This window comes from Lactiplantibacillus garii, assembly GCF_003885105.1.
GTDB classification, from domain to species: domain Bacteria; phylum Bacillota; class Bacilli; order Lactobacillales; family Lactobacillaceae; genus Lactiplantibacillus; species Lactiplantibacillus garii.
The window spans coordinates 1-25,580 of the sequence record NZ_QWZQ01000017.1 but is presented as its reverse complement, the minus strand read 5'-3'; the positions used below and the strand labels follow the sequence as shown (position 1 = coordinate 25,580).

The window sequence follows — 25,580 nt, the reverse complement described above, 5'->3', positions numbered from 1 at the left end:
GGCACCAATCAAGTACGGCGCGACGGGGGGGAAAGACAACGATGGACAAGCAAAAAGTGCAAAAACGTTCGCTATTTGGCATGTTGATTACGCTAGGGGTCGTCTACGGCGATATCGGAACGTCACCACTTTACGTTATGAACGCCATCATTAACGATAACGGGGCGCTAAACCAGGCCACCCCCGACTACGTCATCGGGAGCGTCTCCCTAATTTTTTGGACGTTAATGCTCATCACCACCGTTAAGTACGTCATCATTGCTTTGCGGGCTGATAACCACCATGAAGGTGGTATTTTTGCGTTATACGCCCTCGTCCGTCACCGGGCTAAGTGGCTAATTTTTATTGCACTAATTGGCGGCGCCGCCCTACTCGCCGACGGAACGCTAACCCCAGCCGTCACGGTCACCTCCGCCGTGGAAGGCTTACGGGGAATTCCTAACTTTGCGATTTTTAGTCAACACCCGTGGTTAGTCCCCCTGACCGTTACCGGAATCCTATTAATTCTATTCATGATCCAAGGCTTTGGTACCGCCGTAATTGGCCGTTCGTTTGGGCCGATTATGTTGTTATGGTTCACGGCCATCGGTGTTTTTGGTGTCATTAACATTGGACAAGCTCCCGAAATTTTAAAGGCCCTTTCCCCGTTATACGCCCTACAAGTCTTATTTAGTCCCACCAACAAAATGGGCATCTTCATTCTCGGCAGCGTCTTTCTCGCAACGACCGGGGCGGAGGCCCTCTATTCCGACATGGGCCACGTTGGTAAGGCCAATATTAACGCGACCTGGCCCTTCGTTTACCTCACGTTAATTTTGAATTATTTAGGTCAGGGCGCTTGGATCATTGGTCATTACAACACGGCCACCTGGCAAAACGCGACCAACTTAAACCCGTTTTACGAAATGGTCCCCGCCAATTTGCGAATTGCGATGATTATCATTGCGACCCTAGCCGCCATCATTGCGTCACAAGCCCTGATCACCGGCTCATACACCTTAGTCGATGAAGCCATCGGGTTAAAGTTTCTGCCCCGGATGATCATCCGCCATCCCAGCAACGTTCGCAGTCAAATTTACATCGGTGCCATTAACTGGTTACTCTGTGCCGGGACCCTGGGTATCGTTTGGATTTTCCAATCATCGGCCCGCATGGAAGCGGCGTACGGCTTAGCAATTACGATCACCATGCTCATGACCACCATTCTGTTAAGTCAGTGGGTCTGCATGAAGGGCCACCGACACGCGGCACTTGCGCTGTTAATTGGCTTTGGCCTGCTGGAAACCGTTTTTTTAACGGCCAGTTTAACTAAGTTTATTCACGGGGGGTATTTGACCCTCGGACTAACGTTGACCATCTTTTTAATCATGGTCACCTGGTTCTTTGGTAATAAACGCCGCTTAAAATATAACCGGGCCAACGAACAAATCAACATCCTCGACTACCGTCAACAGCTGATCCAACTCAGCCACGACGACCGCATCCCACTGTTTGCGACCAACCTAGTTTATTTGGCGAAGGTTGACCACCAACACCGCGTCAAACGTTCCATCCTCTACTCCATCTTAGATAAGCGGCCCAAGCGGGCAAAGGTTTACTGGTTCATTACGATTAACGAAACGAACCGCCCGTACGATTGTAATTACAGCATCGACATGCTCGGGACCCGCAATATTGTGGAAGTCCAGCTCAACTTAGGATTTCGAAAATCCCAACACGTCAATTTATACTTGCGGCAGATCGTCACCACCTTAATCAACAATCGCAGTATCGACCCGCAACGCTCCAACTACGGAACGACTAAACCGCGGCGGGTCGGTGACTTTAAGTTCGTCGTTCAAAACCAGCAGATCATGGACCTTGCGAGTTACCCGACGATGCACCAACTGGACCGCCTCCTAATCGGCGGCCGGGTCCTGCTCCAAAACATTACTCCGTCCCCCGCCATCTGGTACGGCTTGGAATTCAGCGACGTTTTGGAAGAAACCATTCCGCTCTTTACGACACCGGCAACCGACCCTACGTTAACTAGTTTGCAAGTCCACCACGCGATGCACCCCCAAAAGGGTGGGCGTCACCACGCTAAAAAATAACGTAAAAAGCGTCCCCCGCAACCGATTTTGATCACCGGTTACGGGGGACGCTTCGTTTTATAGATTAAATTCGTAATCCGTTTTAAGCTTGGGCGTGTTCCCCAGCAGTGGCTTCTTCAGCCGCGCTCTGTTGTTCTTCAGCGTAAGCTTTCCGGTCACAAACTTTAAAGAATGGCCAGTAGCACGCCACACTAATGACTAACTGGATAAACTGCCATACCGGTGCCCGCCAGTCACCACCAGTGATCAAGTACCCATTCAGCATGGTTGGCGTGGTCCACGGTACTTGGGCAATCATCATGCCAATGATACCGTACTTGATTAGGAAGTAACTAATTCCTTGAAGTACCATTGGAACTAAGATAAACGGAATCATCAGTGACGGGTTCAAAACAACCGGGAACCCGAACATAATTGGTTCACTAATTTGGAAGACGGAAGGCAGAAAACCTAACCGGCCTAACTGCTTGTAACGTTGACTCTTAGCAAACAACATACAGATCACTAATCCTAAGATGGCACCAGTCCCACCGATGTTCATCCCAAAGTTTAGGAAACCGTCCGCCGTAACGTGGGTGGCAGCGCGGCCAGCCGAAACGGCGTTGATGTTAGCAGTCAAAAATTGCAGGTAAACTGGTGAGGCAACCGCCCCAATCACGTTGTTACCGTGAATCCCAACGGTCCACATGAGTAACGTCAAGAAGAGAATAAATTCAACACCCCAGAAGCTGTTCAAACCGACCACGAGCGGTGAGAAGATGGCTTGAATAACACTGTTGATTTGAATGTTGAAAACGACCCGAATGACCCAAACAACTAATAAGGCGGCACTCCCTGGTAATAGGGAAGCAAACGAACTGGCAACGGCCGGTGGAACGGCATCGGGCATTTTAATGACGATGTGACGCTTAATAAAGAATCGCATAATTTCAGAAGATAAAATGGCGATCACAATCGCGGTAAACATCCCGCCGGAACCAAGGTCGGCCAAATCAATGGTCCCCTTATTGTTCAGCATGGCCATTAAGAACGCTACCGTCCCAATGGCGGTCCCGGATAACGGGTCAATGTGGTTGGCCTTCGAAGTTTGGTAGCTCATCCCAATTGCAACGATTAGGGCCAAAATACCAAAGGTCATGGTAACTGGTGCTTGAAGCATCGGTTGAATCGGTTTGATCAGATTGCTCCAGCCATTGATTGGCAGGTTGGCAATGATCATAAAAATACTTCCGAACACCGTAAACGGTACGGTAATAATCATCCCGTCACGTAACGCAACGAGGTACTTCATGTTCCCGAACTTGGCTAGTGCCGGGGTAAATTTGTTCTGGAACCAATTAGTTAGCGGTTTCATTTTTATCAACTCCTAATTTCTTTCTATGCGTTCACAATACCATAGGCCTGTGTTATTGTAATTAAAGAAATTGCTCACTAAATAACACAAGTTGAAGGTGAAACCATGCGCTATAGTTTTAAAGACAAAGACCGTTCACTGCCACTTTATTTAGATAGTATTGGCTACGATTGGCGTCAGGAAGCGGTTAATCGACCTCAGGGTTATCCCTACGTTCACTGGCTACAAACTTATCGCGGCAGTGGAATTGTAGAGATTGAAAATCAAACACTCACGTTAAATCCGGGCCAAGGTATCCTGATCAATCAGGGCATTCCGCATCGTTACCACAGTGCAACTCCCGGTGAAAACGCCAACTGGCGGACGGGCTACTTTACGTTTGGCGGGGCGCTGGTGAGTGAAATTACCACGACCCTCGGTTTTCGGGATTACCTGTACCTTAGTCAACCCGACGCTAAAATTCGTGATTTCATTCAAAACCACTACGACGCTATCGAAAATACCGACCCCTTTCACATCTACGGGTCCTCGGAACTGGTCTACAGTTTTTTACTCCTATTGAAAAAATACATGCTGGATAATCCGCGTAACCAGCAAGGTTATCAGAAAATCATCGCGCCAATTCTGGACCTGATTCGGGACCACTACACTGACGACTTAGATAACCGCGACTTTCAACGGGTCACCCACTACAGTACTCAGTACATCCTAGAAACTTTTCGGACCTATTACGGGAGTACTCCGCACCAAATTTTAATTGACTTGCGAATTCGTAAAGCAAAGGAACTACTCCTTAATCAGCCGGATCTATCAGTTGAAGAAATTGGTAGAATGGTTGGCTTTAATACTTACAGCTACTTTATTATGATGTTCAAACGAGCGGAACGGGTGACTCCCGGTAAATTCAGGCACTTTTACTTTTAAGCTGGAGTTAGTTTCATTTTATGGTATTTTTACGTACATCTCGGTAATTACTTTGCCTACCGGCTATGCTAAGTTTAAGCTAACAAGTCAGTTTAGGAGGCATTGTTAATTTATGGAACCTGCTAATCAATTTCCCCACGATTTCCTCTGGGGTGCGGCGTCGGCGGCCTACCAAATCGAAGGCGCCCCGCACGCGGACGGCAAAGGGCCCTCAATTTGGGACACTTTCGCTAAGATTCCGGGCAAGACTAAGAACGGAACCAACGGCGACGTGGCCGTTGACCACTACCACCGTTACCACGAAGACGTTGCTTTAATGGGTCAGCTCGGCCTAAAAGCGTACCGTTTTAGCATCGCGTGGAGTCGGATCATTCCGGACGGCGACGGTGCGGTCAACGAAGCCGGACTACAATTTTACGCCGACTTAATCGCCGACCTAAAAGCCCACGGAGTTGAACCGGTCGTGACCCTTTATCACTGGGACTTACCCCAAGCCTTACAAGATAAGTATGGCGGTTGGGAATCACGCAAAGTCGTTGACGCCTTTGCGAAGTACTGTCGGGTCGTTTTTGAACGTTTAGGCAGTGCCGTCAAGTATTGGGTCACTTTTAATGAACAAAACGTTTTTACCGCCCTAGGCTACCGGTGGGCATCACACCCACCGAACGTCAAGGACATCAAGCGGATGTACGCAGCGAACCACGTGGTCAACTTGGCCAACGCTACGGCCATTAATCTCTTCCACGAGTTAGTTCCTGGTGGCAAAATCGGTCCGAGCTTCGGCTACGGTGAAGTTTACCCGGCTACCAGCAATCCCGCGGACGTGTTAGCCGCCGTCAACGCCAACCAGTTCAACAATGACTGGTGGATGGACGTTTACTGCCGCGGCACTTACCCAGTTAAAATTATGCGGACGTTGCAATCGTTAAACATCGCCCCCGAAGTCACGGCGGCTGACGACCAGTTATTAAAATCAGCACACCCGGACTTCATTGGTCTAAATTACTACCACGGTGGGACGGTTGAAGCACCAACCCACCACACTCCCACGACTACCAAGCAGTTGACGAACATCGACCCGTACTTAATGGCCGGTGACGCCGAAAACGGCCTTAGTCCCGAAAAGTTGCTTTTCCATTCGGTTGAAAATCCCGATTTGGAAAAGACCGCCTTCGGGTGGGAAATTGACCCGGTTGGTTTCCGAGTCGCTTTCCGCCAACTGTACGAAAAATACCAGTTACCCATCCTAGTAACGGAAAACGGTTTGGGCGCCTTAGATCAACTAACGGAAGATCACCAAGTTCACGACGATTACCGTATTAAGTACCTGCAACAACACCTTTTAGCCCTCAAGGGGGCCCTCGACGACGGTGTTCCCGTACTTGGTTACTGTGCCTGGTCCTTCACCGACCTATTAAGTTGGCTCAACGGTTACGACAAACGCTACGGTTTTGTTTACGTTGACCGAAACGATACGGACGCTAAGGACTTGGCCCGTTACCCCAAGGACAGCTACTACTGGTACCAAAAGGTCATCGCCAGCGATGGTGAAACGCTACAAGATTAACCCGTTCGTGGTCGGTTACTAATTGAATAAGAGAATCTCAACGGGTCGGCAGTCATGGTCACTGCCGGCCCGTTTTTTTGTTTTACCCTCTTAGTCAAACTGCGGTGATGCTAGTACGCCATAGTGCGCCGACATTTCCATAGTTAGTGTCAATATTCGCCTCCCGCTCGGCGCTGACTGAGCTGGAGCGTGGTGGGCACGAGTTGAAGCCCGTCGAAACCCACGCCGGTCTCCAACCTCGGCCTTTGACGTAACGGTCGAAAAAACCGACCGTAAGTCAAATTTCACCACTGAGCTCATCAGCGCGGTCGCTCCCGGCTTAAGCTAATCGTTGGCGCTACGGCTGGTGCACGTTTTTAAAACTTTAATGGTGTTTTTATTTTTAATAACGGTTTCTGTAATTTTAATTACGGAATCGCCCGTAACCGGTAAGTAGTAGCGTTTTGGCAATTGGAAAATTAGCAATCTAGTTTAATTTCGATGATAACTAAGTTGGTTTATTCTAAGTTTCATAAGGGCAATTTTTAAATTGAAATCTAATTAATAACAACCTATGCCCACTTTACACGGCGCCAACGACTCCTTTAGCCGGGAGGGAAAGCAGCGATGGGCTCAGCGGTGAAATTTTACTTGGCCGGGGTCCTTTCTCGGCCTAGTAAAAGGCCAAGCTTGGAGACAAGCGGGCTGTGCTTGGCTTCAAGTTGTGCCCACCGCGTTCCAGCCCAATCGCGGCCGACCGGAAGGCGGAAACCACTCACTAACTTATAGAACTTAAGCGTACTTCCAGAACCATTTTAACCTTGATTTCATTCAGTAATCGGGGCGTGTAATTCAAAAAAAGTCCCCGGAATGACCGGGGACTGGTATGCCGTTATTAATATTATTTAGCAGAATGATTGGTTGACGGCGCCCGTCTTGGTTCTGAGTTTTGAACATCAAACACGTCTAGGAAGAAGGCGACGATTGGAATCCCGATGATCAGGCCCCAGGCACCTAACAGACTTTCCATGATGATTAAGGTAATGAACGTTACGAAAACCGGTAAATCGGTCCGGTCCGCCATTAACCGGGGGTGTAGGAAGTAGGACTCAAACGCGTGGATTAAAATCACGAGGATGATGATCCAAACGACCCGCATAATACCGCCGGAGGCAAACGCGAGTAACGTTAACGGAATCATGGACAGCAGGACCCCCGCAACCGGTACGAGGCCTAAAATAAAGACAATAATCGCTAACACCATGATACTGGGCATGCCAATAATCATGAACCCAATTGTCATTAAGACGGTATTGATCGTGCAGATAATTAGTTGGGTTTCAATGATGCGGCCCAAAATCATAATGAATTTATGCGTTAAGTAATAGATATTACCAAAGAACTTTTTAAATCTTGATTTTAAAAATTGGCGGCCAAACAACATCATCCGACCACGGGAGACGGCAAAAATGAAGCTTAAAAAGATTGCCATGAGGACGTGCGTAAAGCCGGTCCCGACGTTCCCCAATTTCTTAATTCCCGTGACCAGAATTGACTTCCCGTTTTGAATTAACTCACTACTATGAATAGCCTGGTTAACCCATTTATCGATATTTTTATTTAAGACCGGGTGATTCGTAATCGCCTTAGCCAACATGTCCGGAATAACCTTTAATTGGGTGACCAGCGTCGGCGCGGCGTAGGAAAGCGCACCGATAAAAATTCCAATCACCAGCACGTAAACGACAATGACTGCGATCCAGTACGGTAAGTGCGTTTTTAAATTTAACCAACGACTAACCTTAATCCCCAAAAAGGCAAAGATCGTCGTTAACAAAATTACGGTCGCAAAGCCGCGCATCAAGTAAATAACAACGATTAAAAACGCCAGCGTTAAGTACATGTCAACGTCGTCCCGTTTGAAAAAACGAATTATTCGATCCATCGTGAACCCCCATTTGATATATTAGTTGCATTATAGCATTATGATAAGTTTTACGGGAACGATTGGTCGGGGTTTTAAATTAAATTTGACTTTCCGAGTAAAGACCCGTAAGATAGAATTCAATAATTAAAGAACGATTAAAAGATGAGTAGTTGGTGAAACCGTACAGCGAGTGTCGGGGTGGTGAAACGACACCGGGGCAACCAATGAAGATGGTCTCGGGTACAGTTCGCTTTGATGAACAGTTAAGCAAATCAAAGCCGGTTTAACTAGCCGTTAGCCTAGTTGGCAATTGCACGTGCAGTTGTCTTGAGTAAGTCGTAGTGATACGGCTTAAAACCAGGTGGTACCACGGCCCAGCGTCGTCCTGAATAATGACAAACATTATTTCAGGGCGACGCTTTTTTCGTTCCCAACTTTTACACTAACTAAGGAGTTTGATATCTATGACCACTACAACCACTTTACAAGCACCCTTCCGCTACGACGTCGTCGGCAGTTTACTCCGCCCGGCCAGTCTCAAAAAGGCCCACGCCCAATTAGCCGCCGGAGAAATTACCCGTGAACAGGAAATCACCATTCAACAAACCGAAATTAAACGAATCGTTGAAAAACAGGTTCAGCTCGGCTTAAAAGCGGTCACCGATGGCGAATTTTCACGCAGCTGGTGGCACCTCGATTTTCTCTGGGGGTTAACCGGTGTCGGTAAGTACGATTACCACAAAAGTTATAAGTTTAAGGGCGACCACACCCGCACCGATAATGCCGAACTCGTTGGTAAAGTTGCTTATAATCCGGACCACCCGTTCTTTGCGGCCTTTAAATATTTACAATCACTAGTTCCCGCCGGCGTTTTAGCCAAGCAAACAATTCCGTCACCGACGATGCTGTTTCGGGACAACCGCAGTGACAACTGGGCGCAATTTTACGATAGCTGGGACGCTTATTTAACCGACCTGGCGACGGCGTACCACGAAACCATCCAACATTTTTACGACCTTGGCTGTCGTTACGTACAGCTGGATGACACGACCTGGGCCTTTTTGATTAGTAAACTTAACGACGATCAGGAAGACCACGCGAAGTACACTAAGATGGCTGAAGACGCGGTGACCGTCATTAACGCAGCGTTAAAAGATTTACCCGCCGACTTGACGGTAACTACCCACATTTGTCGGGGTAACTTTAAGTCCACCTACCTCTTCTCCGGCAGTTACGACGTGGTTGCGCCCTATTTAGGTCAGTTGAACTACGATGGGCTTTTCCTCGAATACGATAACCAGCGGGCTGGTGGGTTCGAAGTTCTCGACCAAATTTGGAATCACGATGATCACAAACAAATCGTGTTGGGCTTAATCACCTCCAAGTTCCCCGAACTTGAAAATCCCGCCGACGTTAAGGCGCGTATTCAAGCGGCCAGCGAAAAGGTTCCACTAAGCAACTTAGCGTTATCCACGCAGTGCGGCTTTGCCTCCACCGAAGAGGGTAACCAGTTAACTGAAGCACAACAGTGGGCTAAATTAAACTTAGTCATTGCAACGGCTCAAGACGTCTGGCCAGAAGACTAACCACTACGTTAAAAGGGTTCCCGGAAACTATCCGGAAACCCTTTTAATATTAATCCGATTATATTAGTTAACGGTTAACCCGCGTCCGCCACCGAGATTGCCTCACAGTGGCCTCGTTAGTTGGGGCTTTAACCGGCGCATTTAATAAAATTACGCCAACGATGATGGCCGAAAACCCAACTGCCTTAATTGCGGTCATAATTTCGCCAAAGAGTAAAATTCCAATGAGTCCGGTCACCGCGGTGCCCACCCCGGCCCAAACGGCGTAGCCGACACTGAGCGGAATCCGACTTAACGCACGGGAGAAACTAAAAATAGCTAAGCCGTATAGTAACATCCCGGCCATCCCGATGAACGGGTGGCTAAAACCGGCTGATAATTTTAACAGGCTGGTACCCGCAATTTCAACCCCGATTGCAAAAACTAATTGTACCCATGCTCGCATTTGTAGTTCCCCCTTTTTAAACGTTTAACAGAATCGCTCCAATCACGATCGCTAGTAACCCGCTAATTTTAGCCAGGTTTAACCGTTCCCGGTAAACTACTACCGCTAACACGACGGTCGCAAAGGTTCCCAGGCCGGCCCACATGGCATACGTCACCCCGAGTGGTAGGCGTTGCATCGCTAAGGTTACTAAAACTAACGAACTAAAATACCCGACTAGTACCATCACCGTGGGTATCAAGTTGCGAAACCCGTTCGCGCGCTTCAAGAAAAAGCTCCCGACTACTTCCATAAAAATGCCACCAAACAATAAACCGTATGCCATTTTGCTCACCTCACTAAAATTTCAGTTGTCCTACCATTTTACGGAAAAATTATAAAAAACACAATAAAAAGAAACGCCTGGATGATTACAGTTTAGTTACAGAGTGTGAGGTTCAGGCGAACTTCGGGTGAGGATTAGCCGAGCGGGCAAGGTTATGCGGGCTGGGCATAATTTTGCCCGCGTCGCTAACCGGAACCCGTTGCCGGACCCGAGCACGTTTCAATAAAGTGTGAGGTTCAGGCGAACTTCGGGTGAAGATTAGCCGAGCGGGTAAGTTAACGCGGGGTTGGCACCAGGCTGACTGCGGCGCTAACCGGAATCCTTTCTCCACTAAAATAGGCGCCCAGTAATCGTTGTACGATTTACTGAGCGCCTTCAATTTTTATTTAAATATAGAAATAAATCGAAAAATACATGAGTAGCGTCCCAATCAAAACAAACACGTGCCAAATCACGTGGATGTACTTAATCTTCGGAAAGCTGTATAGCAAAGCTCCCAAGGTAAAGGCTACGCCACCGGCAACGAGGAGCCAAAAACCGGTAACGCCTAGGTGGGTCCACAGCTGTTTACCACCCGCGAGACACATCCACCCCATCAAAACGTAGATGACCGTTTCGACCTTACGTAACCGTCCGGGCCACACCGCGTTGACCACGATCCCCGCAATTGCTAAAACCCAAATCGTGAGTAGGATCGTCCAACCAAGCCAACCCTTAATGGCCAACAAACTGTACGGTGTGTATGTTCCGGCAATCAAAATATACACCCCGCTATGGTCAAAGATCCGAAAAACTTCCCGGGCCCGGGTAAAGTACAGTCCGTGAAACAGGGTTGAGCAGGTATACAACACAAACAGCGAACAACCGTAAATAATAAACGCCGCCCATTCCAGTGCGGAACCGTCCCCGTAAGCCTTGAGCATCAAAAAAACAAACCCAACGATGCTTAACGCAATCCCAATTCCGTGGGTCGCTGAGTTCAAAACTTCGTTCGTAATTTGATAACGCCGCGACGACTGTCCCATGTTGATCACCTCATGTTTTTGTTGTAACTAGCATACCATCATCACATGTCAATATCAACACATCTAGTCTATAAAACTAGATAATCTTGTCAATGTAAATTTAAAGTGAATTTTCACCCGTTACTTTCATATTGTGGTTAATTATTCCACATGTTACAATACACATGAACAGTCATTCATATGTTTGCTTATTCATATATATTCAATACACCCATTTAAGGTGTAAACTTAACCTAGAAGCAGGTGTTAAATTATGGAACACAACCATCAAATTCAACAACAAACCAGCGCCTTTAAAATTGGCGTACTACTTAACTCGGTTTTCATCGTTTTAGAAGCGGGGTACGGTTTCGCCAGCGGTTCGTTAGCCCTCGTTGCCGATGCCGGTCATAACCTCAGCGACGTTTTAGGTTTACTGATCTCCTGGTTAGCCCTGTGGCTCGGTCAAAAGAGTGCTAACGCTAAGTACACGTACGGTTATAAGAGCTCGTCAATCTTAGCCGCCCTCTTCAACGCCGTCTTCTTACTGGTCGCCATTGGTGCAATTTCAGTGGAAGCCATTCAGCGTTTATCCCATCCCGGGCCGGTCGCGGAATGGGACGTCATTATTGTGGCGGCCATCGGGATCCTCGTTAATGGTTTTACCGCCTTCCTCTTTATGAAGGGCCAAAAACACGATTTAAACATTAAGGGTGCCTTTTTGCACATGGCCGCCGACGCCGGCGTTTCCGTTGGGGTGGTCGTAGCCGGCTTTATCATTTTACAAACCGGCTGGTACTGGTTAGACCCAGTCGTTTCACTATTGATCGCCGTCATTATTCTGATTGGGACGTGGGGCCTACTGCGCGACGCGATGAATTATTCACTCGAGGCGGTCCCAAGTAACGTTGACCAGCAAGCCATTCACGACTACTTAGTCGCCCAACCGACCGTTAACCAAGTTCACGACCTCCATATCTGGGGCATGAGTACGACAGAGACCGCCATGACGGTTCACCTTTGCCGTTCCACTTTGGACGGCAACAACGAGTTTTTGGAAAAATTGAATAAGGAACTCAGTTCAAAATTCCCGCTGACCCACATTACCATCCAGGTCGAACTTGGCAAGGTTGATTTTGAAACCACCGATGATTCGATTTAATTGATTCATCCAAAAAATGACCAGCATTAATTGCTGATCATTTTTGTTTACGCTTAAAAACAAGTAATTACCATCTTTAGTATTCTTAAGCAGATCACATTAATTAACTTTAATGATCCCCGCCGCTAGCAAAAACATGTGGGTCACGACCGGACCAACGAAGGTAAAGCCGCGCTTATGCAAGTCCTTTGCCACCCGTGTGCCCAGTGGTGACTGGTGCGGTAACTCGTCATCCGGGGCCGGCATCAATAACGGCGTGGCGTCCACGTATTGCCAGAGGTAGTTGCTAAAGCTGCCAAATTCCCGCTGAATTAGGATGATTCCGCGGGCGTCTTTAATAATCGCCCGCAACTTCCGACCGTTATGGATGACTTGCGGCGTTGCCATCAGCCGTTCCCACTCGGGATCTTCGTACCCGGCGACCCGTTCGACCCGCAAACCGTCCATGAATTGACGTAATACGGGCAGTTGCGCCGCCGCAGCCTGCCAACTAAGACCTACTTGTAAAATTCCTACGGTCAACAATTCAAATAAAACGTGGTCGTCGTGGGTCGGCGTTCCGAAGTAGGCGTCGTAGTCCTTGGCGCCGTTAGCCGTAAAGTCGTCAAAATCAGTTGGACTAATCATGGTCGCTGACCAACCAGTAGCCGTTTTCAATTCGCTCTAACAGGGTGACCATTTGCTGGGTTTCGGCCACGTCGTGCACCCGGATGATCCGACCGCCCTTCATCATCATAGCCGTTTCGGTGACTAAGGTCATTGGCAAGCGGTCCTCTTTCTTTAAACCGAGCAGCAGTCCGAGGTAGCCCTTACGCGAAATCGCCACCATCATTGGTCGCCGCAAGTAGTTAAATTCGTCGATGTTCCGCATCATCACGTAGTCCTGTTCACCATGCGCGACCCGTGAATAACCAATACCTTGGTCCAAAGCAATTCGTTCAACATCGATCCCGGCAGCGGTCAACGCGGCTAAGTTTTGTTCAAAGAAGGTCCGCATCCCACTCGTTAAATCAGGATACTCACGGTCCCGACTACTATGCATCGTCAGTAAGCCCACCCGACTATCCGCCATCAACCGCAACTTACGGGGATCATCCGTAAAGGCGTTAACGTCGTTGATGATGCTGACACCTTCAGTCATTAACGTTTGCATGACCGGGTACTTATATGTATCCACAGCAATCACGGCTTCCGGAAAACGTTCTTTAATTGCCCGGACGTACGGTAACGTCCGCTCTAATTCGACTTCCGGTGAAACTTCCTTAAACCCGGGACGGGTCGTTTGACCATTGACTTCGATCACGTCCGCCCCAGCTTGCAGCATATCACCAACGTGGTTAACAACGTCCGCCATCGTTTTGTACTGCCCGCCATCGTAAAACGAATCCGGGGTAATGTTCATAATACCGTAAATTAACGGCTTAGACGTCAGGTTAAAGCGGTGGTCACCGGCTTGCCAAAAAATATCATACTGTTTCATAATTTGGGTCAGTTGAATTTGAACGGTAGGCTGGTCGTTAAAGAAACGTGCCCAATGTTTAGCCAATAGCCGGCCGGCCGCTTGATTTAACAGGACCGTCAATTGTTCCGGCCCCGCTTGGACGGTACCGTCCAGTTGCTGACAGAGCTGGGTCAATTGAACTTGTTGCTCACGATTATAGTCACTAAAACGTAATACCAACTGTTGCTGCCGCTGAATTTGGGCGTTGAGGGCAACGCTGGTAAAGTCCTTGGTTTGTGCTATTGAACTGGTGATATCTTGTACTTGCATGTTATTCCACCGATCCTTTCGTTTGCTGCAATTGTTGAATCAAATTCCTAGCGGCCCGGCCGCGGTGCGTTAGCGGAATTCGCCATTGATCCGGCAGCTCTGCTAAAGTCCGCCCGTAACGGGGTAACCAAAATAGCCGGTCAAAGCCACCGGAATATCCGCCGACTTGGTGCCGCGTCACGTAACCGTCCACGGTTGCCTGTGCGGTTAATACGCGACCGTTGGGCCACGCAACGGCTAAGGTGGCCCGCATCGTTGCTTGCCGGTGCGCATTCGGTAACGCGGCCATTGCCGTGATGATCTCCTGGTTACGGTCAAAACCACCCACGTGCGTGCCGAGGTCGCGGGCGGTCGTCACACCCAAAAAGTCGGGTAGCGCCGCTATCTCTAGCCCGCTATCATCCGCGATAACTGGCACGCCTAGCCGTTGTGCGCCAAAGCGGGCCTTCGCCTGCGCGTTAGCCACGTAACTAGTGGTCGTTTCCGGCGGGAACATTAGTTGGGGTCGGTGCTGCAAGTACGGTTCCGCACGTAAGCCGTAGTAAGCCAGGCAAGCTGCCAAGTCCCGGCTCTTACCACCATTGTTGGAAGCAATCAACCACGTTTTCATTGTCCCAGTCCCTTCCATCCGGCTTGTTGGAGCTCCCGTACAACGTAAAACGACCCGGTTACGATAATCGCACTGTTAGCCGTACTCCGTCGTTGTGCCAAGGCTAAAGCGGCGACCATGGTAGGTTCCACCACGATCTCCGGTCCCCCCGTCACCGTTAAACGAGTGGCCGTGTGTGCCAACTCACCGGCAGGCAGGGCTCGCTCTGGATTAGCCGGTGTATTAGTAATCAATAAACTTGCCGTTGGTAAAATACGTTTTAACATCTGGGGGTAGGCCTTATCACGCAAAACCCCTACGACGTAAATCAAGTCCCGTCCGGGTAATAGGGTTTGGACGCTACGCACCAACGCGGCCACTCCGTCCGGATTATGGGCTCCGTCCGCAATAACTAGCGGTTCCCGCTGTAAAACGGTCAACCGCCCCGGTAACACGATTCGTTGTAAACCGACCCGAACAGCTTCCTTAGTCAGGGCCACCTGTTGCCGTTGCAGTACCGCGACGGCGGTTAAAACCAGACTAAGATTTTGCAACTGATAATCACCACTCACATTCACGTGCAGGTCTGACCAGTCAAATAGTTGACTGTGCGCGGATACGACCATCCCGTTGACCGTTTGGCGTTGCGTGGTCATGGTTAGTTTCTCCGCCGTTACGAGGGTCACGCCCTGATTTAAGGCCTCCGTCCGCAAAACGGCGCGGGCGTCCGGGTGTTGATCTGCCAACGTTACGACCGTCGTGTGGGGTTTGATGATTTTTGACTTATTCTGTGCAATGGCGCGGATCGTCGGGCCCAGGATTCGGGTGTGATCCAGCGCAATTTTCGTAAACACGGTCAATTGGGGACTCGCCAGCGCGTTAGTGGCATCGTACAGGCCACCCAATCCGGCTTCCACAACGGCCCACTGGACGTTATGGTTACGAAACCAGACCATACTGATTAGGAAAAACCACTCGAAGATGGAAACGTCGTGCGCCTGTAAGTCCATGTTATTTAAAACCGGCACAATCTCGTGGTAAGTATCAATGAATTCAGCCGGACTGATCCAGTGACCATTAAGTTGTAACTGTTCGCGGTCGTCATTAATTGCCGGACTGCTAAACCGGCCGACCTGATAACCCTGGGCCCGTAAAATACTGGCTAACATGGCTCCGGTCGAGCCCTTGCCGTTAGTCCCCGCAATGTGGATCACGTGAAAATAATGGTCGGGGTGCCCCAAATGAGCCATAATTCGCCGGAGTAGCGGCACGCGCTGACGATTATCCGCTAACATGGCCTGGTTCAGTCGACCCAATAACGCCTGATATTTTTTGGTTACGGTTGCTGTGTCCACCCAATCACCCTACTTTGCGATTCGTTGTAAAAATTCTCGTTTTAAATCCAAGTCCGTCTTAAACTGACCACTATAATAACTGCTTTCCGTATGAACTCCGGGCTTCGACACGCCCCGCATTTCCATACACATGTGGCGAGCCGTAATGGAAACGGCAATTCCGGCCGGGTCCAAAATTCGCTGGAGTTCCTTGGCAATGTTGACCGTTAAGCGTTCTTGCACGTTGGGCTGCTTCGCACAGTAGTCAATCAGCCGTGGAATCTTACTCAATCCGATCACTTGGTCGTGTTGCGGTACGTAAGCCACTTGCACCGTTCCAAAAAATGGCAGTAAGTGGTGTTCACACATTGAATAGAACGGAATATCCTTTAATAACACCATTTCAGTTGGATCTTCCACTTTAAACAACTTGTAATTATCAAACGGTGCCGCCGTCTTAGTCGCAAAGACCTCGGCGTACATCCGGGCGACCCGTTCCGGTGTTTCCACCAGTCCGGCCCGGTCGGGATCTTCACCAACCGCCGTTAAAATATCGCGGACTGCACGTTCGATCTTAGCCTTGTTCTTTTCATCAATCATCTAACTCACTCACATTTCTCACTTTTTTTATCCAACTCTGATCCTGATTTTTTGCGACCAGTCGGTCAACTTGCGGGCCTACCAGCGGGTCATCCGCCGCAATTTCCTGGGTCGGTAATAACACAAAGTTGCGGTGGGCCGCTTGGGCGTGGGGAACCGTTAATAGTGGCGTGTGAATTTGCCGTGCCCCCCAAAAGATAATGTCGAGGTCGATCGTCCGCGGACCCCAGTGGATTAATCGTCGCCGGTGGAGGGCTTGTTCGATCACGTGTAATTCGGCTAACAGTTCGTCCGGCGTCAGCGTCGTCGTCAGTGCCACCGACACGTTATAAAAGTTGGCCTGGTCGCGGTTGCCCCACGGTTCCGTTTCGTACCAGTGCGAGGTGGCCACCACCGTGATTGCCGCGACGGCGCGGAGTAGTCGCAGTGCCCGCTGAATGTTTTGAACCCGCGGGTGAATGTTGGAACCCACACTTAAATAAACCCGTTCTTGATTACTGGGCATCCGGCGCCCCCTCCACCTCAATCTCGACGTTATCAAAGATTCCCGGCATCGGGACACTGTACTTACGAATTTTAATGTTAACTAAATCAACCGATGGAAAACTGGCTAACAACGTTTCTAACAAGTGGTTCGCCAACGATTCAATCAACTTATACGAGTGGGTCGTAATAAATTGTTCAGTCACGTGCCGGACTTCGGCGTAATTAATCGTTTCGTGCACGTCGTCGTGTAAGACCTTCGTTTCAATCGGGTATTTAATGGCAATATCCAGACCCAATTGTTGCCCGTTTCGGCGTTCTTCTGGTAGTACCCCGTTAAACGTGTGGAAGCGTAAGTTGTTAATTCGAATCATTCCCATAAGTATCCCTCTTAAGCTAGTTTTTACCTATAATGATAGCATGAAACGTGCGAGTAATCCGACAAATAACCCGTTTTAAACCGGAAACGTTTGGAATCCCAGTAAAAAGGCGCCCGGAATCGTTTTCCGAGCGCCAAACTAACCGTATTTATTATAAATTTTGCGTACCGGAGTCAAATTTAACCAAATCACCCAAGTACTGACTAGTCAAACCGGGCGTTTTTTTAACGATAAACGTCGCCAACGGTGAATTATCCATCTGCGTTTGGATAAAGGTCGTATTGAATAAGTTCGCTAGTGATAAGCAAACAAAAATCACTAAGTACGACACGACAAACGCCACGACGCCACCCGCTAAGCTGTTCACTTGCTTGATGACGGGTAACCAGGTCACGCTGCGCGAAACCCGCGCTAACATTCGGATGACGGCCCAACCGAGCGAGGTTAAAATGAAAAATGCAATTAGGTTAATAATCAGGGTACTGCCAACCGACGCAGTCATTAAATGTAAACTAGTCAACAGCCCGCTGATCGTCGTCCCTAACGGCTGATAAAGTAACCGCGCAAAGATCAGGACCCCAATTGTCCCGATTAAATGTAACATTTCAATTACGAATCCGCGGTGAAAGCCCCTAAAGATTGCCGTTCCTAAGAGAAAAAGAATGATAATTGTAAAAATCACGCGTTCGCCGCCTCCTTTATTTCAATCGTACCGCTATTTTAGCAGGTCGGTGATCAAATGGATACGATAACGACCAAGATTAAACGTTATCTTAATACTTGACGCTGACCCGTTTTTTAGTTAAAGTAAACAGTAATTATTACGATTTAAAAAGGATGGGGTTTTGTCGATGTCTTTCCGCCGAATCTGGGTCACCTTAGGTCTACTACTGGGAATTAGCGCACTGTTGGCCGGTTGCCAGTCAAAAAACGCCACGCAACAAACTAGTAGTGGCAAGATCAACATTATTACGAGTTTAGATTTTTACGGTCAAACCGCTCAAAAAGTGGCCGGTAAGTACGGTAACGTTACGGCAGTTATCAACCGCCCGAGCATTGATCCACACGATTTTGAACCCACCGTTAAAACGGCCAAACAGGCTAGTAACGCCGCTTTGATCATCTATAACGGCCTGGGATACGACGACTGGATGCAAAAGCTCATTGTTAATAAGGCAAGCGGGGCCCGGGTCATCGAAGTGGGAACGTCAATTGCCAACCAAAAGGACGGGGCCAACGAACACGTCTGGTACGACCCAACCACGATGCCTAAACTGGCCACCAAAATTGCGGCCGACCTGGCTAAGATCCAGCCGCAGCATAAACGGTATTTTTATCAGCAGGCCAAAGCTTACCAAACGCAGTTAAAACCAATCACTACGAAACTTAACCGGTTAAAAAATCACCCTGCCGGTCAAAAGGTCGCGGTTAGCGAGCCAGTCTTTGACTACTCGTTAAAGGCCCTCGGGTATCAAATCAGTAATAACCACTTTGCCAAGTCGATTGAGGAAGGCGCCGACCCGTCCCCCAAAGATATTCAGCAAATGCAACAAGACATTAAGCACCACCGGATCGCCTTTTTTGTGGAAAACACGCAAACCGACAGTAACATCATCACGAACATGGTAAAGTTGGCTAAACAGTACAACGTACCGGTCTTAAAGGTAACCGAAACGCTGCCCGCCAACCAAACTTACGAAAGCTGGATGTTAAGTCAGTACCAGCAGTTAGCTAAGATCCAAAAACAGCGTTAATTGAAGGGCCCTTAATTTGGACGCCTAACCATAAAAGCCATCATTATTCCCCGAGCGGAGAATAATGATGGCTTTTCAATTCAACGAAACCAATTTACGTTCTAATTTTAAATACTAATGCTCATCCTTCGTCGTTTGGCGGCCGTCACGCAACATTAACGCGAGTACCAACCCAACAATCTCGATGCCTAACATCATCCAGAACACGACGTGGTAACCGTGTAAGTTTGCGGCTAAACTAGGAACACCGGCTTTTAACTGGCTAGCCGTTACGTTAGAGAGAACTAACGTGGCGACGGCCACCCCGGCCGAACCCAGAATTTGCCGAACCGTTGTAATCACGGCCGTTCCGTGGGAAATCAACTCGTTAGGAAGCGAGTTAGCACCCAACGTAACCGCGGGCATCATAACAAAGGCGTTCCCACCTTCGATCAGCGCCGCAATTAGGATCATCGTTACTAGGTTAAGTTGCGCCGTCACTACGGCGAGAATCAACCATCCTAATACGATCATTCCCATACCGAGTAACATAATCTGCTTATACCCGATTTTTTCAGCCAAGCGCCCCGTGAGCGGGTTCAAAATACTGAGGAACACCGCGCCGGGAACTAACGACATCCCCGAAACAAACGGTGACACCTTCAAGACCCCTTGGTAATACAGTGGGAAGATGATCGTCACCACGATCAGTGCGACGTAGGAAATCGCCGTTAGAAAAATGGCTAAATCATAGTTAAAGGTCTTCAAAACGCGAAGCTCCAGTAACGGCGTTTCCAAATGAAACTGACGGTACGTAAAGTAGGCGACGGCTAGGACTGAAACGATGAGTAAGACCCAGCCGAAAGTCCAGTTAACGTTTGGTTTGCCGATTTCATTTACGACGTATAAAATACCCGCAAACCCAAGCAGGGTCACAATTGAAATCAGATCTAGTTTAGACGGTTTGTTGACCATCACGTCTTTAATCGTCACAAAGCTAAGAAAAATCAAAATAGTTGCGACCGTAATGAAAACGGCAAATAAACCGTGCCAGTCGGTAAACTTTAAAACGACCCCCGAAATAATGGGACCCGATGCCAAGGCCGAACCCATGACTAGGCCCGCGACCCCCATCGTGGTACCGCGTTTTTCCTCGGGCGTGATCGTCAATAGAATGGATTGGTAGGATGGGAACAGGACTCCCACCGCTGCCGCTTTGATCAGCCGCCCAACCATCATAACTTGAAAGTTCGGTGCAAAGTAAATAATAATGGAGCCGGCGTCAAATAGAACCAACACCGTTAAGAATAATTTCTTAAACCCAATGTTATTTAATAGCCAGGGACTGACCGGCATTAACACCACCATCGTCAGCATAAACCCGGTGGTCAGCCATTGGACCGTTGACGCTGAAATACCAAAATCACGCATGAAGGTCGGGTAAACCGTGGACAACGACGATTGACTGATCGACATGGTCCACGTCCCGGTCAATAACGTAAAAATGAACCAAAACCGTCGCCGACCCGTCAAGGTCACCGTTTGATCGGTTGCATTCATCATAATTCCCCCTCTTACTTTAGAACAGTTATTAACTATCACAATCCATTGTACCATTCTAAGTTTCGATGTACAGGGATAGTCGCATGGTTAGTTAATAAAAATTTGCTAGACCATTTCAATAAAGTTTGGCTACATAAAAAAAGACTTGGGCACAATGTATCCCAAGTCGGTTAATTTATCTTCCATATAGTAGCGTGCAGCTGCTTAATCGGCTAACATCGCCGCACTAACTGCCTGCATTTTTTCTTTTTCGCTATCAGTTGGCTGAGCAACCTTCATTTTCTTTAGTGCGATGACTGCCCGGTACTGAAGTTCGGCCACGTTAATGTCATCCCGCAGATCATAATGGGTAATCGTGACGTACGCGGAGTTCTCGTAAATTTTTTCCACTTTCGCATAGAAATCGTGATCGGTATTGCCATTCTTCTGGCACTTAACCCGGTCTCCCACAGTAATATTAGCCATTACCATCACTCCACTTCATAAAATATGCTAATAACATAGCACTTAATGCTGGTAATAACAATTATTGGTCCCGAATTTACATTCTTTTTACATCGTTACGACGGTCAACGTTCAAATTAAACGTCCACTAAAAAAAGTGGTGCGCGCCGCACCACTTTCAAAACCTTATCATCAATTTGAATTACGATTTACGGCGGTACCCAACCAAACCAAGCAGGGTCAACAACGTCGCACCCACTAATGACCAGGCACCACCACGAGTCGTTTCATTGGTTTGTGGCAGGTCGGTTGCGGCAGCGGCGGGCGTCTTGGTTTGCTGATTAGCCGTTGTTGCATTCACGCTGGAAACATCGTCATGGTTAGTATCCGTTGTTGTCCTAACACGGGTAGTCAGACCGTCTGCCTGTGTCGTCGACGTCCCCGTTGAATGTCCCGGTTTATTTGGCTCAACCGGATCGACTGGGTCAACCGGGTCAACCGGATCGACCGGGTCAACTGGGTCAACTGGGTCAACCGGGTCAACTGGGTCAACCGGGTCAACCGGGTCAACTGGGTCAACTGGGTCAACTGGGTCAACTGGATTAGCCGTGTAAGTCACCGTCACGACCAGATCCTGACTATCCGCCATCACGTTAGTAATTGCAGCTACGGTGTCCTGATCCGGATGGTAACCGGTAATGATCGGTGACGCCACCGCCGCAAAGGTTGTTGAATCGGCCGTCCACGCGTCCCAAGTTACGGTGTTCGTCACGAGATCCCGGTAGCCCCGCCGCGTAAAGGTCAATTGGGCAACGTGATCCGCCGCCGCAGACTGACCATTTGCGTATACGTAGCGAATGGTCCGGGTGACCGTTTTACTTTCTGCAGGTACGCTCACAAAGTTATGTTTTAAATGAACGTTAAACGTCTGGGTCCCGTCGTTATAGGTAACACCATTTTCCGGGTAATCATCACTCACCAGAACGTAGCCTAAACCTTCATAAAACCGAATGAGTTCCGCCGTACTGAAATTTGCTTGCGTCCCTTCATCCCCACTCACCGTCTTAGCAGTGAGGGCTTTTCCCGTGGTATCATCAATAAAATTGATTGTGACGGTTCCTTCAGCCTTAATAACCCGGTAAACGTACGTCACCGTCCCACCGGCAGCGGTCAACGTGCCGTTAGCCACCAGTCCATTATTAGCCACCCGGACAAATTCATAACCACTAATGGTTTTCTGTTTTGTTTGGTACTCCTGACCAACCCACTGACCATTCGGATAGGTTGCTTCACCCGTTACCAAAACATTGCCGTTTTCATCCACGTAGTTCACCGTGACTTTGCCAGCAGCTTGCCGATAAATATAGGTCACCGTCCCACCAGCAGCGGTCAACGTACCGTTAGCCGCCAGTCCGTTACCTGCTACCCGTAAAAATTCATAGCCGGTAAATTGCTTTTGGTCAGTGGTGTACTGATTGCCAACGAATAGTCCGTTCGGGTAAGTGGCCTCGCCAGTACCTAGCACGTTGCCAGCTTCGTCCACGTAGTTGATGGTCACTTTACCCGCCGTTTGCTTATAAATGTAGGTCACCGTTCCGCCACTAGCATTCAGGATCCCATTTGCGGCTAAGCCGGTACTATCGATTCGATCAAACTGGTACCCAGCAATCGTTTTGGGTGCACTAGAGTAGTCTTGACCGACCCACTGACCATTCGGGTAAGTGGCTTCACCCGTTGCCAAAATGTTCCCATTTTCATCCACATAGTTCACCGTGACCTTACCAGCGGCCTGGCGATAAACATAGGTCACCGTTCCACCACTGACGGTCAACGTCCCGTTGGCCGCTAAACCGCTGCTCGCCACCCGGACAAATTCGTAGCCGGCAAAGTTCTGCTGTTCCGTGACGTAGGTCTGTCCGACCCACTGACCATTGGGATACGTCGCTTCACCCGTTTTCAGCACGTTGCCAGCTTCATCCACGTAGTTCACCGTAACTTTACCAGCGGCCTGACGATAAACGTAAGTCACCGTTCCACCGTTCAGCGTTAACGTGCCGTTAGCGGCCAAACTATTACTACTCAAACCAACTAGTTCGTAGCCGACAAAGTTCTCAGCTTGCGTCGTATAGCTTTTGCCGACCCACTGACCGTTGGGGTACGTTGCCTCACCCGATTTCAGCACGTTACCAGCTTGGTCCACGTAGTTCACCGTAACTTTACCGGCCGCAACGGGATCGGCTTCTTGCCAAATGTAAGTTACGTTTCCCGTTGGAATCGTGCTATTCACACTGTATAAGTTCATCAGGTCGGCGCTACTCCCCGTCTTTTCCTTAGTGGCCGCGACCCAGTTACCGTTAGCATCCTTTTTGGCAACGACCCAATTACCAGTGTAGTCCCCACTCGTTGGAATAGTTGGTAACCCGGCGTCCCGTGTTCCAACCAATAACCGGGACTGGTCACTGAGGGTCAAAGTTTTCAGACTAGTAGTTCCTAATAGGGCGTTCCACACACCATTTTCCTTCAATTGGGTCAGGTTAAAGCCGGATAGATCAAGTTCCACCAAGCTGCTATTACCCGCAAACATGTTAGCAGCTTGCGTAATAACCGCCGTCTGCCACCCTGTAAAGTTGACCCGCGTTAAATTGGGACAGTTATTAAACATGCCACCAACCGACATCAGGTTAACCGGACGCCACCGACTTAGGTCGAGACTTTGAAGGGGCGTATTTGCGAACATGTTATCCATTTGCGTGACGTTCCCAACGTTCCAATTTTGAACCGGAATATTTCGTTCGTCGGTCACGTTGTTGGAAGAAAATAAGGACGTCATTACCGTTACTTTGCTGGTATCCCAGTTTTGAATGCCCGTAAAATCTGAAATTTTATTACCTGAGAACATGCCGCTTAGACTCGTCACGTTGCTCGTATCAATGTATTCCAGACCCGTAATCTTGGTAATCGGCTTAATGATCGGTTGGATTTGCTTAAAAAACGCGTTGACAAGGGTGCCACCCGTCACGGTAATCGGTCCCGTAATGTTAACGGTCGTGACCGTCCGCCAATAATTACTTTTGACCCAGGAATTGGCGTCACCAGCCACGGATTCCCACGTCCCACTGTTAATCGTTAAAACACCCGTATCGTCAATGGTCCAGCTACTCCCATTAGCGACCGATAACGTCTTTGCGTCGACGACCGTCGCTTTGGTCTTCGCCACTGCCCGGGCCTTTTTAGCCGGAGCTGACGAAACGACTGGCGCTTTTTGTTCAGATGACGTTGGGTCAGCGGGTACCGCTGACTCAGCCTTGTCCGGGGTATTTGCCGGTGCCGGTTCCACAACTTTATCCGTAGTCGCAAGCTGTTCCGATTGTTCATCACTGGTAGCTGAAACTGTTGATTCCGTACTGGTGGATTCGGGTTCGGTAGAACCACTTACCGGTTCTGACTTGGGTGTACTACTAGTCGGTTCCGTACCCGACACAAGGGTAGTTGAATCCTGTTTATCAGTTGGCGTAACCGGATCAATTTGCGTTGACTGTTGCGCAGATTGCGGCGCGGCTTCGGAAGTTGCTAACTTCGCCGTAGTTGATGGCTCCCGATTCGTTTGAGATGCTGAGGCAGTTGGGCTAGCAACCGTTGCAGAGGTGACTGCGGTGTCAGTTTTCGCAACGGTTGCCGCGGGTACTTCCGTTGCCACCGTTTCTGCCGCTTGGTTGGCTGCGCTTACATTTTCTCCCATATCCGCACTAGCGACCAGTACGCCGCTTGCGAGTGTCGCGACGGTCATTCCGGCAAATAGCCAAAGTTTACCTTTTTTGTACATCTTATAGTGTAATTTATCATTTACTAACCTCATAATGGTCCCCTCCATTTTAGTGAATAATAAGTTGCAAGCTACCTATGATGTTTATTTACATTAACTAAATTCATTCAAGCATTGCTTTAAAATTTGTTAATATTAACTATTCGTTTATAAATCATTCTCAAAAATAATTATTTGTTAAAACAGTTAATTGTAATAATAAACAACTACCTACATCTTCATATGCTATCATAGGGATTTCAATATCACCACTAATGACACCAATCGCATCCTTATTCTCATTTTCCATTAATTAACCAAAAAACGCCGCTTGTTGCCGTTTCTTCACGGTTAACGAGCGGCGTTCAGCTGAATAATTTTAGGATATAAAAAAGGAACCAGCCGCAGCTGATTCCTAACTTTGCATGGCAACGTCCTACCCTCGCAGGGAGCGATCCCCCAACTACTCTCGGCGCTAAGAAGCTTAACTTCTGTGTTCGACATGGGAACAGGTG

At 48.6% G+C, this 25,580-nt stretch carries 22 protein-coding genes, 1 rRNA gene and 1 other annotated feature; of the genes, 6 read left to right on the top strand and 17 right to left on the bottom strand.

Translation table 11 applies throughout. From position 1 onward, the window contains the following. Window positions 1-41 precede the first annotated feature (41 nt). Window positions 42-2,093, top strand: coding sequence for a KUP/HAK/KT family potassium transporter (locus D1831_RS06525; RefSeq protein ID WP_125072129.1), 2,052 nt, complete (start codon window positions 42-44; stop codon window positions 2,091-2,093). An 82-nt stretch (window positions 2,094-2,175) separates the two neighbouring features. Here D1831_RS06525 and D1831_RS06520 read toward each other — a convergent pair whose 3' ends face one another. Next, window positions 2,176-3,447 (bottom strand): PTS sugar transporter subunit IIC, encoded by a 1,272-nt coding sequence (locus D1831_RS06520; protein ID WP_125072128.1) that lies wholly within the window; start codon window positions 3,445-3,447, stop codon window positions 2,176-2,178. 105 nt (window positions 3,448-3,552) lie between these two features. Here D1831_RS06520 and D1831_RS06515 point away from each other — a divergent pair, with 105 nt between their 5' ends. Beyond that, on the top strand, window positions 3,553-4,371 hold the full coding sequence (locus D1831_RS06515; protein ID WP_125072127.1) for an AraC family transcriptional regulator: 819 nt from the start codon (window positions 3,553-3,555) through the stop codon (window positions 4,369-4,371). Window positions 4,372-4,483: 112 nt separating this feature from the next. Continuing rightward, window positions 4,484-5,938 carry a glycoside hydrolase family 1 protein gene (locus tag D1831_RS06510; protein WP_125072126.1) on the top strand — a complete coding sequence of 485 codons (1,455 nt, stop codon included), beginning with the start codon at window positions 4,484-4,486 and terminating at the stop codon, window positions 5,936-5,938. 880 nt (window positions 5,939-6,818) lie between these two features. Here D1831_RS06510 and D1831_RS06505 read toward each other — a convergent pair. After that, entirely contained in the window at window positions 6,819-7,862 is a 1,044-nt protein-coding gene (locus tag D1831_RS06505; RefSeq protein WP_125072125.1) for an AI-2E family transporter, read from the bottom strand. 127 nt (window positions 7,863-7,989) lie between these two features. Continuing rightward, window positions 7,990-8,235 (top strand) — a binding site (T-box leader). A gap of 73 nt (window positions 8,236-8,308) precedes the next feature. Between D1831_RS06505 and D1831_RS06500 the strand changes: the two genes are divergently transcribed. Further along, window positions 8,309-9,430 carry a vitamin B12 independent methionine synthase gene (locus D1831_RS06500; RefSeq protein WP_125072124.1) on the top strand — a complete coding sequence of 374 codons (1,122 nt, stop codon included), beginning with the start codon at window positions 8,309-8,311 and terminating at the stop codon, window positions 9,428-9,430. Window positions 9,431-9,497: 67 nt separating this feature from the next. Here the strand turns inward: D1831_RS06500 and D1831_RS06495 are convergent, their stop codons facing one another. The 3 genes from D1831_RS06495 to trhA form a co-directional block, all read right to left on the bottom strand. After that, window positions 9,498-9,875: a DMT family transporter gene (locus tag D1831_RS06495; RefSeq protein ID WP_125072123.1), complete on the bottom strand. Its 378-nt coding sequence runs from the start codon at window positions 9,873-9,875 to the stop codon at window positions 9,498-9,500. 16 nt (window positions 9,876-9,891) lie between these two features. After that, complete coding sequence (locus D1831_RS06490) at window positions 9,892-10,200, bottom strand: DMT family transporter (RefSeq protein WP_125072122.1); 309 nt, start codon at window positions 10,198-10,200, stop codon at window positions 9,892-9,894. A 386-nt stretch (window positions 10,201-10,586) separates the two neighbouring features. Then, window positions 10,587-11,225, bottom strand: a complete 639-nt coding sequence (trhA, locus tag D1831_RS06485) for a PAQR family membrane homeostasis protein TrhA (RefSeq protein WP_125072121.1) — start codon at window positions 11,223-11,225, stop codon at window positions 10,587-10,589. 253 nt (window positions 11,226-11,478) lie between these two features. On the opposite strand from trhA, the gene D1831_RS06480 reads away from it, so the two are divergent. Beyond that, complete coding sequence (locus tag D1831_RS06480; protein ID WP_125072120.1) at window positions 11,479-12,366, top strand: cation diffusion facilitator family transporter; 888 nt, start codon at window positions 11,479-11,481, stop codon at window positions 12,364-12,366. Between the two features lie 99 nt (window positions 12,367-12,465). Here D1831_RS06480 and D1831_RS06475 read toward each other — a convergent pair whose 3' ends face one another. The 8 genes from D1831_RS06475 to D1831_RS06440 form a co-directional block, all read right to left on the bottom strand. Then, window positions 12,466-12,993: a DNA-3-methyladenine glycosylase I gene (locus D1831_RS06475; RefSeq protein ID WP_125072119.1), complete on the bottom strand. Its 528-nt coding sequence runs from the start codon at window positions 12,991-12,993 to the stop codon at window positions 12,466-12,468. Next, complete coding sequence (gene folP / locus D1831_RS06470; RefSeq protein ID WP_125072118.1) at window positions 12,986-14,137, bottom strand: dihydropteroate synthase; 1,152 nt, start codon at window positions 14,135-14,137, stop codon at window positions 12,986-12,988. The genes D1831_RS06475 and folP overlap by 8 nt, the downstream gene beginning before the upstream one ends. A 1-nt stretch (window position 14,138) precedes the next feature. Continuing rightward, window positions 14,139-14,747, bottom strand: coding sequence for a non-canonical purine NTP pyrophosphatase (locus D1831_RS06465; RefSeq protein WP_125072117.1), 609 nt, complete (start codon window positions 14,745-14,747; stop codon window positions 14,139-14,141). Then, window positions 14,744-16,021, bottom strand: a complete 1,278-nt coding sequence (locus D1831_RS06460) for a bifunctional folylpolyglutamate synthase/dihydrofolate synthase (protein ID WP_404819886.1) — start codon at window positions 16,019-16,021, stop codon at window positions 14,744-14,746. Before D1831_RS06460 ends, D1831_RS06465 begins: the two co-directional genes overlap by 4 nt. Before the next feature lie 69 nt (window positions 16,022-16,090). After that, window positions 16,091-16,660 (bottom strand): GTP cyclohydrolase I FolE, encoded by a 570-nt coding sequence (gene folE, locus D1831_RS06455; RefSeq protein WP_125072115.1) that lies wholly within the window; start codon window positions 16,658-16,660, stop codon window positions 16,091-16,093. After that, window positions 16,653-17,165 (bottom strand): 2-amino-4-hydroxy-6-hydroxymethyldihydropteridine diphosphokinase, encoded by a 513-nt coding sequence (gene folK, locus D1831_RS06450; RefSeq protein ID WP_125072114.1) that lies wholly within the window; start codon window positions 17,163-17,165, stop codon window positions 16,653-16,655. The genes folE and folK overlap by 8 nt, the downstream gene beginning before the upstream one ends. Beyond that, the gene (gene folB / locus D1831_RS06445) at window positions 17,155-17,523 is read right to left on the bottom strand and encodes a dihydroneopterin aldolase (RefSeq protein WP_125072113.1); all 369 of its coding nucleotides are present in this window, start codon (window positions 17,521-17,523) and stop codon (window positions 17,155-17,157) included. The genes folK and folB overlap by 11 nt, the downstream gene beginning before the upstream one ends. A 151-nt stretch (window positions 17,524-17,674) precedes the next feature. Then, on the bottom strand, window positions 17,675-18,205 hold the full coding sequence (locus D1831_RS06440; RefSeq protein WP_125072112.1) for a CvpA family protein: 531 nt from the start codon (window positions 18,203-18,205) through the stop codon (window positions 17,675-17,677). A 169-nt stretch (window positions 18,206-18,374) separates the two neighbouring features. Here D1831_RS06440 and D1831_RS06435 point away from each other — a divergent pair, with 169 nt between their 5' ends. After that, window positions 18,375-19,277 carry a metal ABC transporter solute-binding protein, Zn/Mn family gene (locus D1831_RS06435; RefSeq protein WP_125072111.1) on the top strand — a complete coding sequence of 301 codons (903 nt, stop codon included), beginning with the start codon at window positions 18,375-18,377 and terminating at the stop codon, window positions 19,275-19,277. Between the two features lie 114 nt (window positions 19,278-19,391). On the opposite strand, the gene D1831_RS06430 is transcribed toward D1831_RS06435, so the two are convergent. The 4 genes from D1831_RS06430 to rrf all read right to left on the bottom strand — a co-directional run. Then, window positions 19,392-20,816: an MDR family MFS transporter gene (locus D1831_RS06430; protein WP_125072110.1), complete on the bottom strand. Its 1,425-nt coding sequence runs from the start codon at window positions 20,814-20,816 to the stop codon at window positions 19,392-19,394. A gap of 207 nt (window positions 20,817-21,023) precedes the next feature. Further along, entirely contained in the window at window positions 21,024-21,284 is a 261-nt protein-coding gene (locus D1831_RS06425) for a DUF2187 domain-containing protein (protein ID WP_125072109.1), read from the bottom strand. 181 nt (window positions 21,285-21,465) lie between these two features. Beyond that, on the bottom strand, window positions 21,466-25,119 hold the full coding sequence (locus tag D1831_RS06420; RefSeq protein ID WP_158610640.1) for a MucBP domain-containing protein: 3,654 nt from the start codon (window positions 25,117-25,119) through the stop codon (window positions 21,466-21,468). Window positions 25,120-25,488: 369 nt separating this feature from the next. Continuing rightward, a 5S ribosomal RNA gene (gene rrf, locus D1831_RS06415) occupies window positions 25,489-25,580 on the bottom strand; the annotation flags it as partial.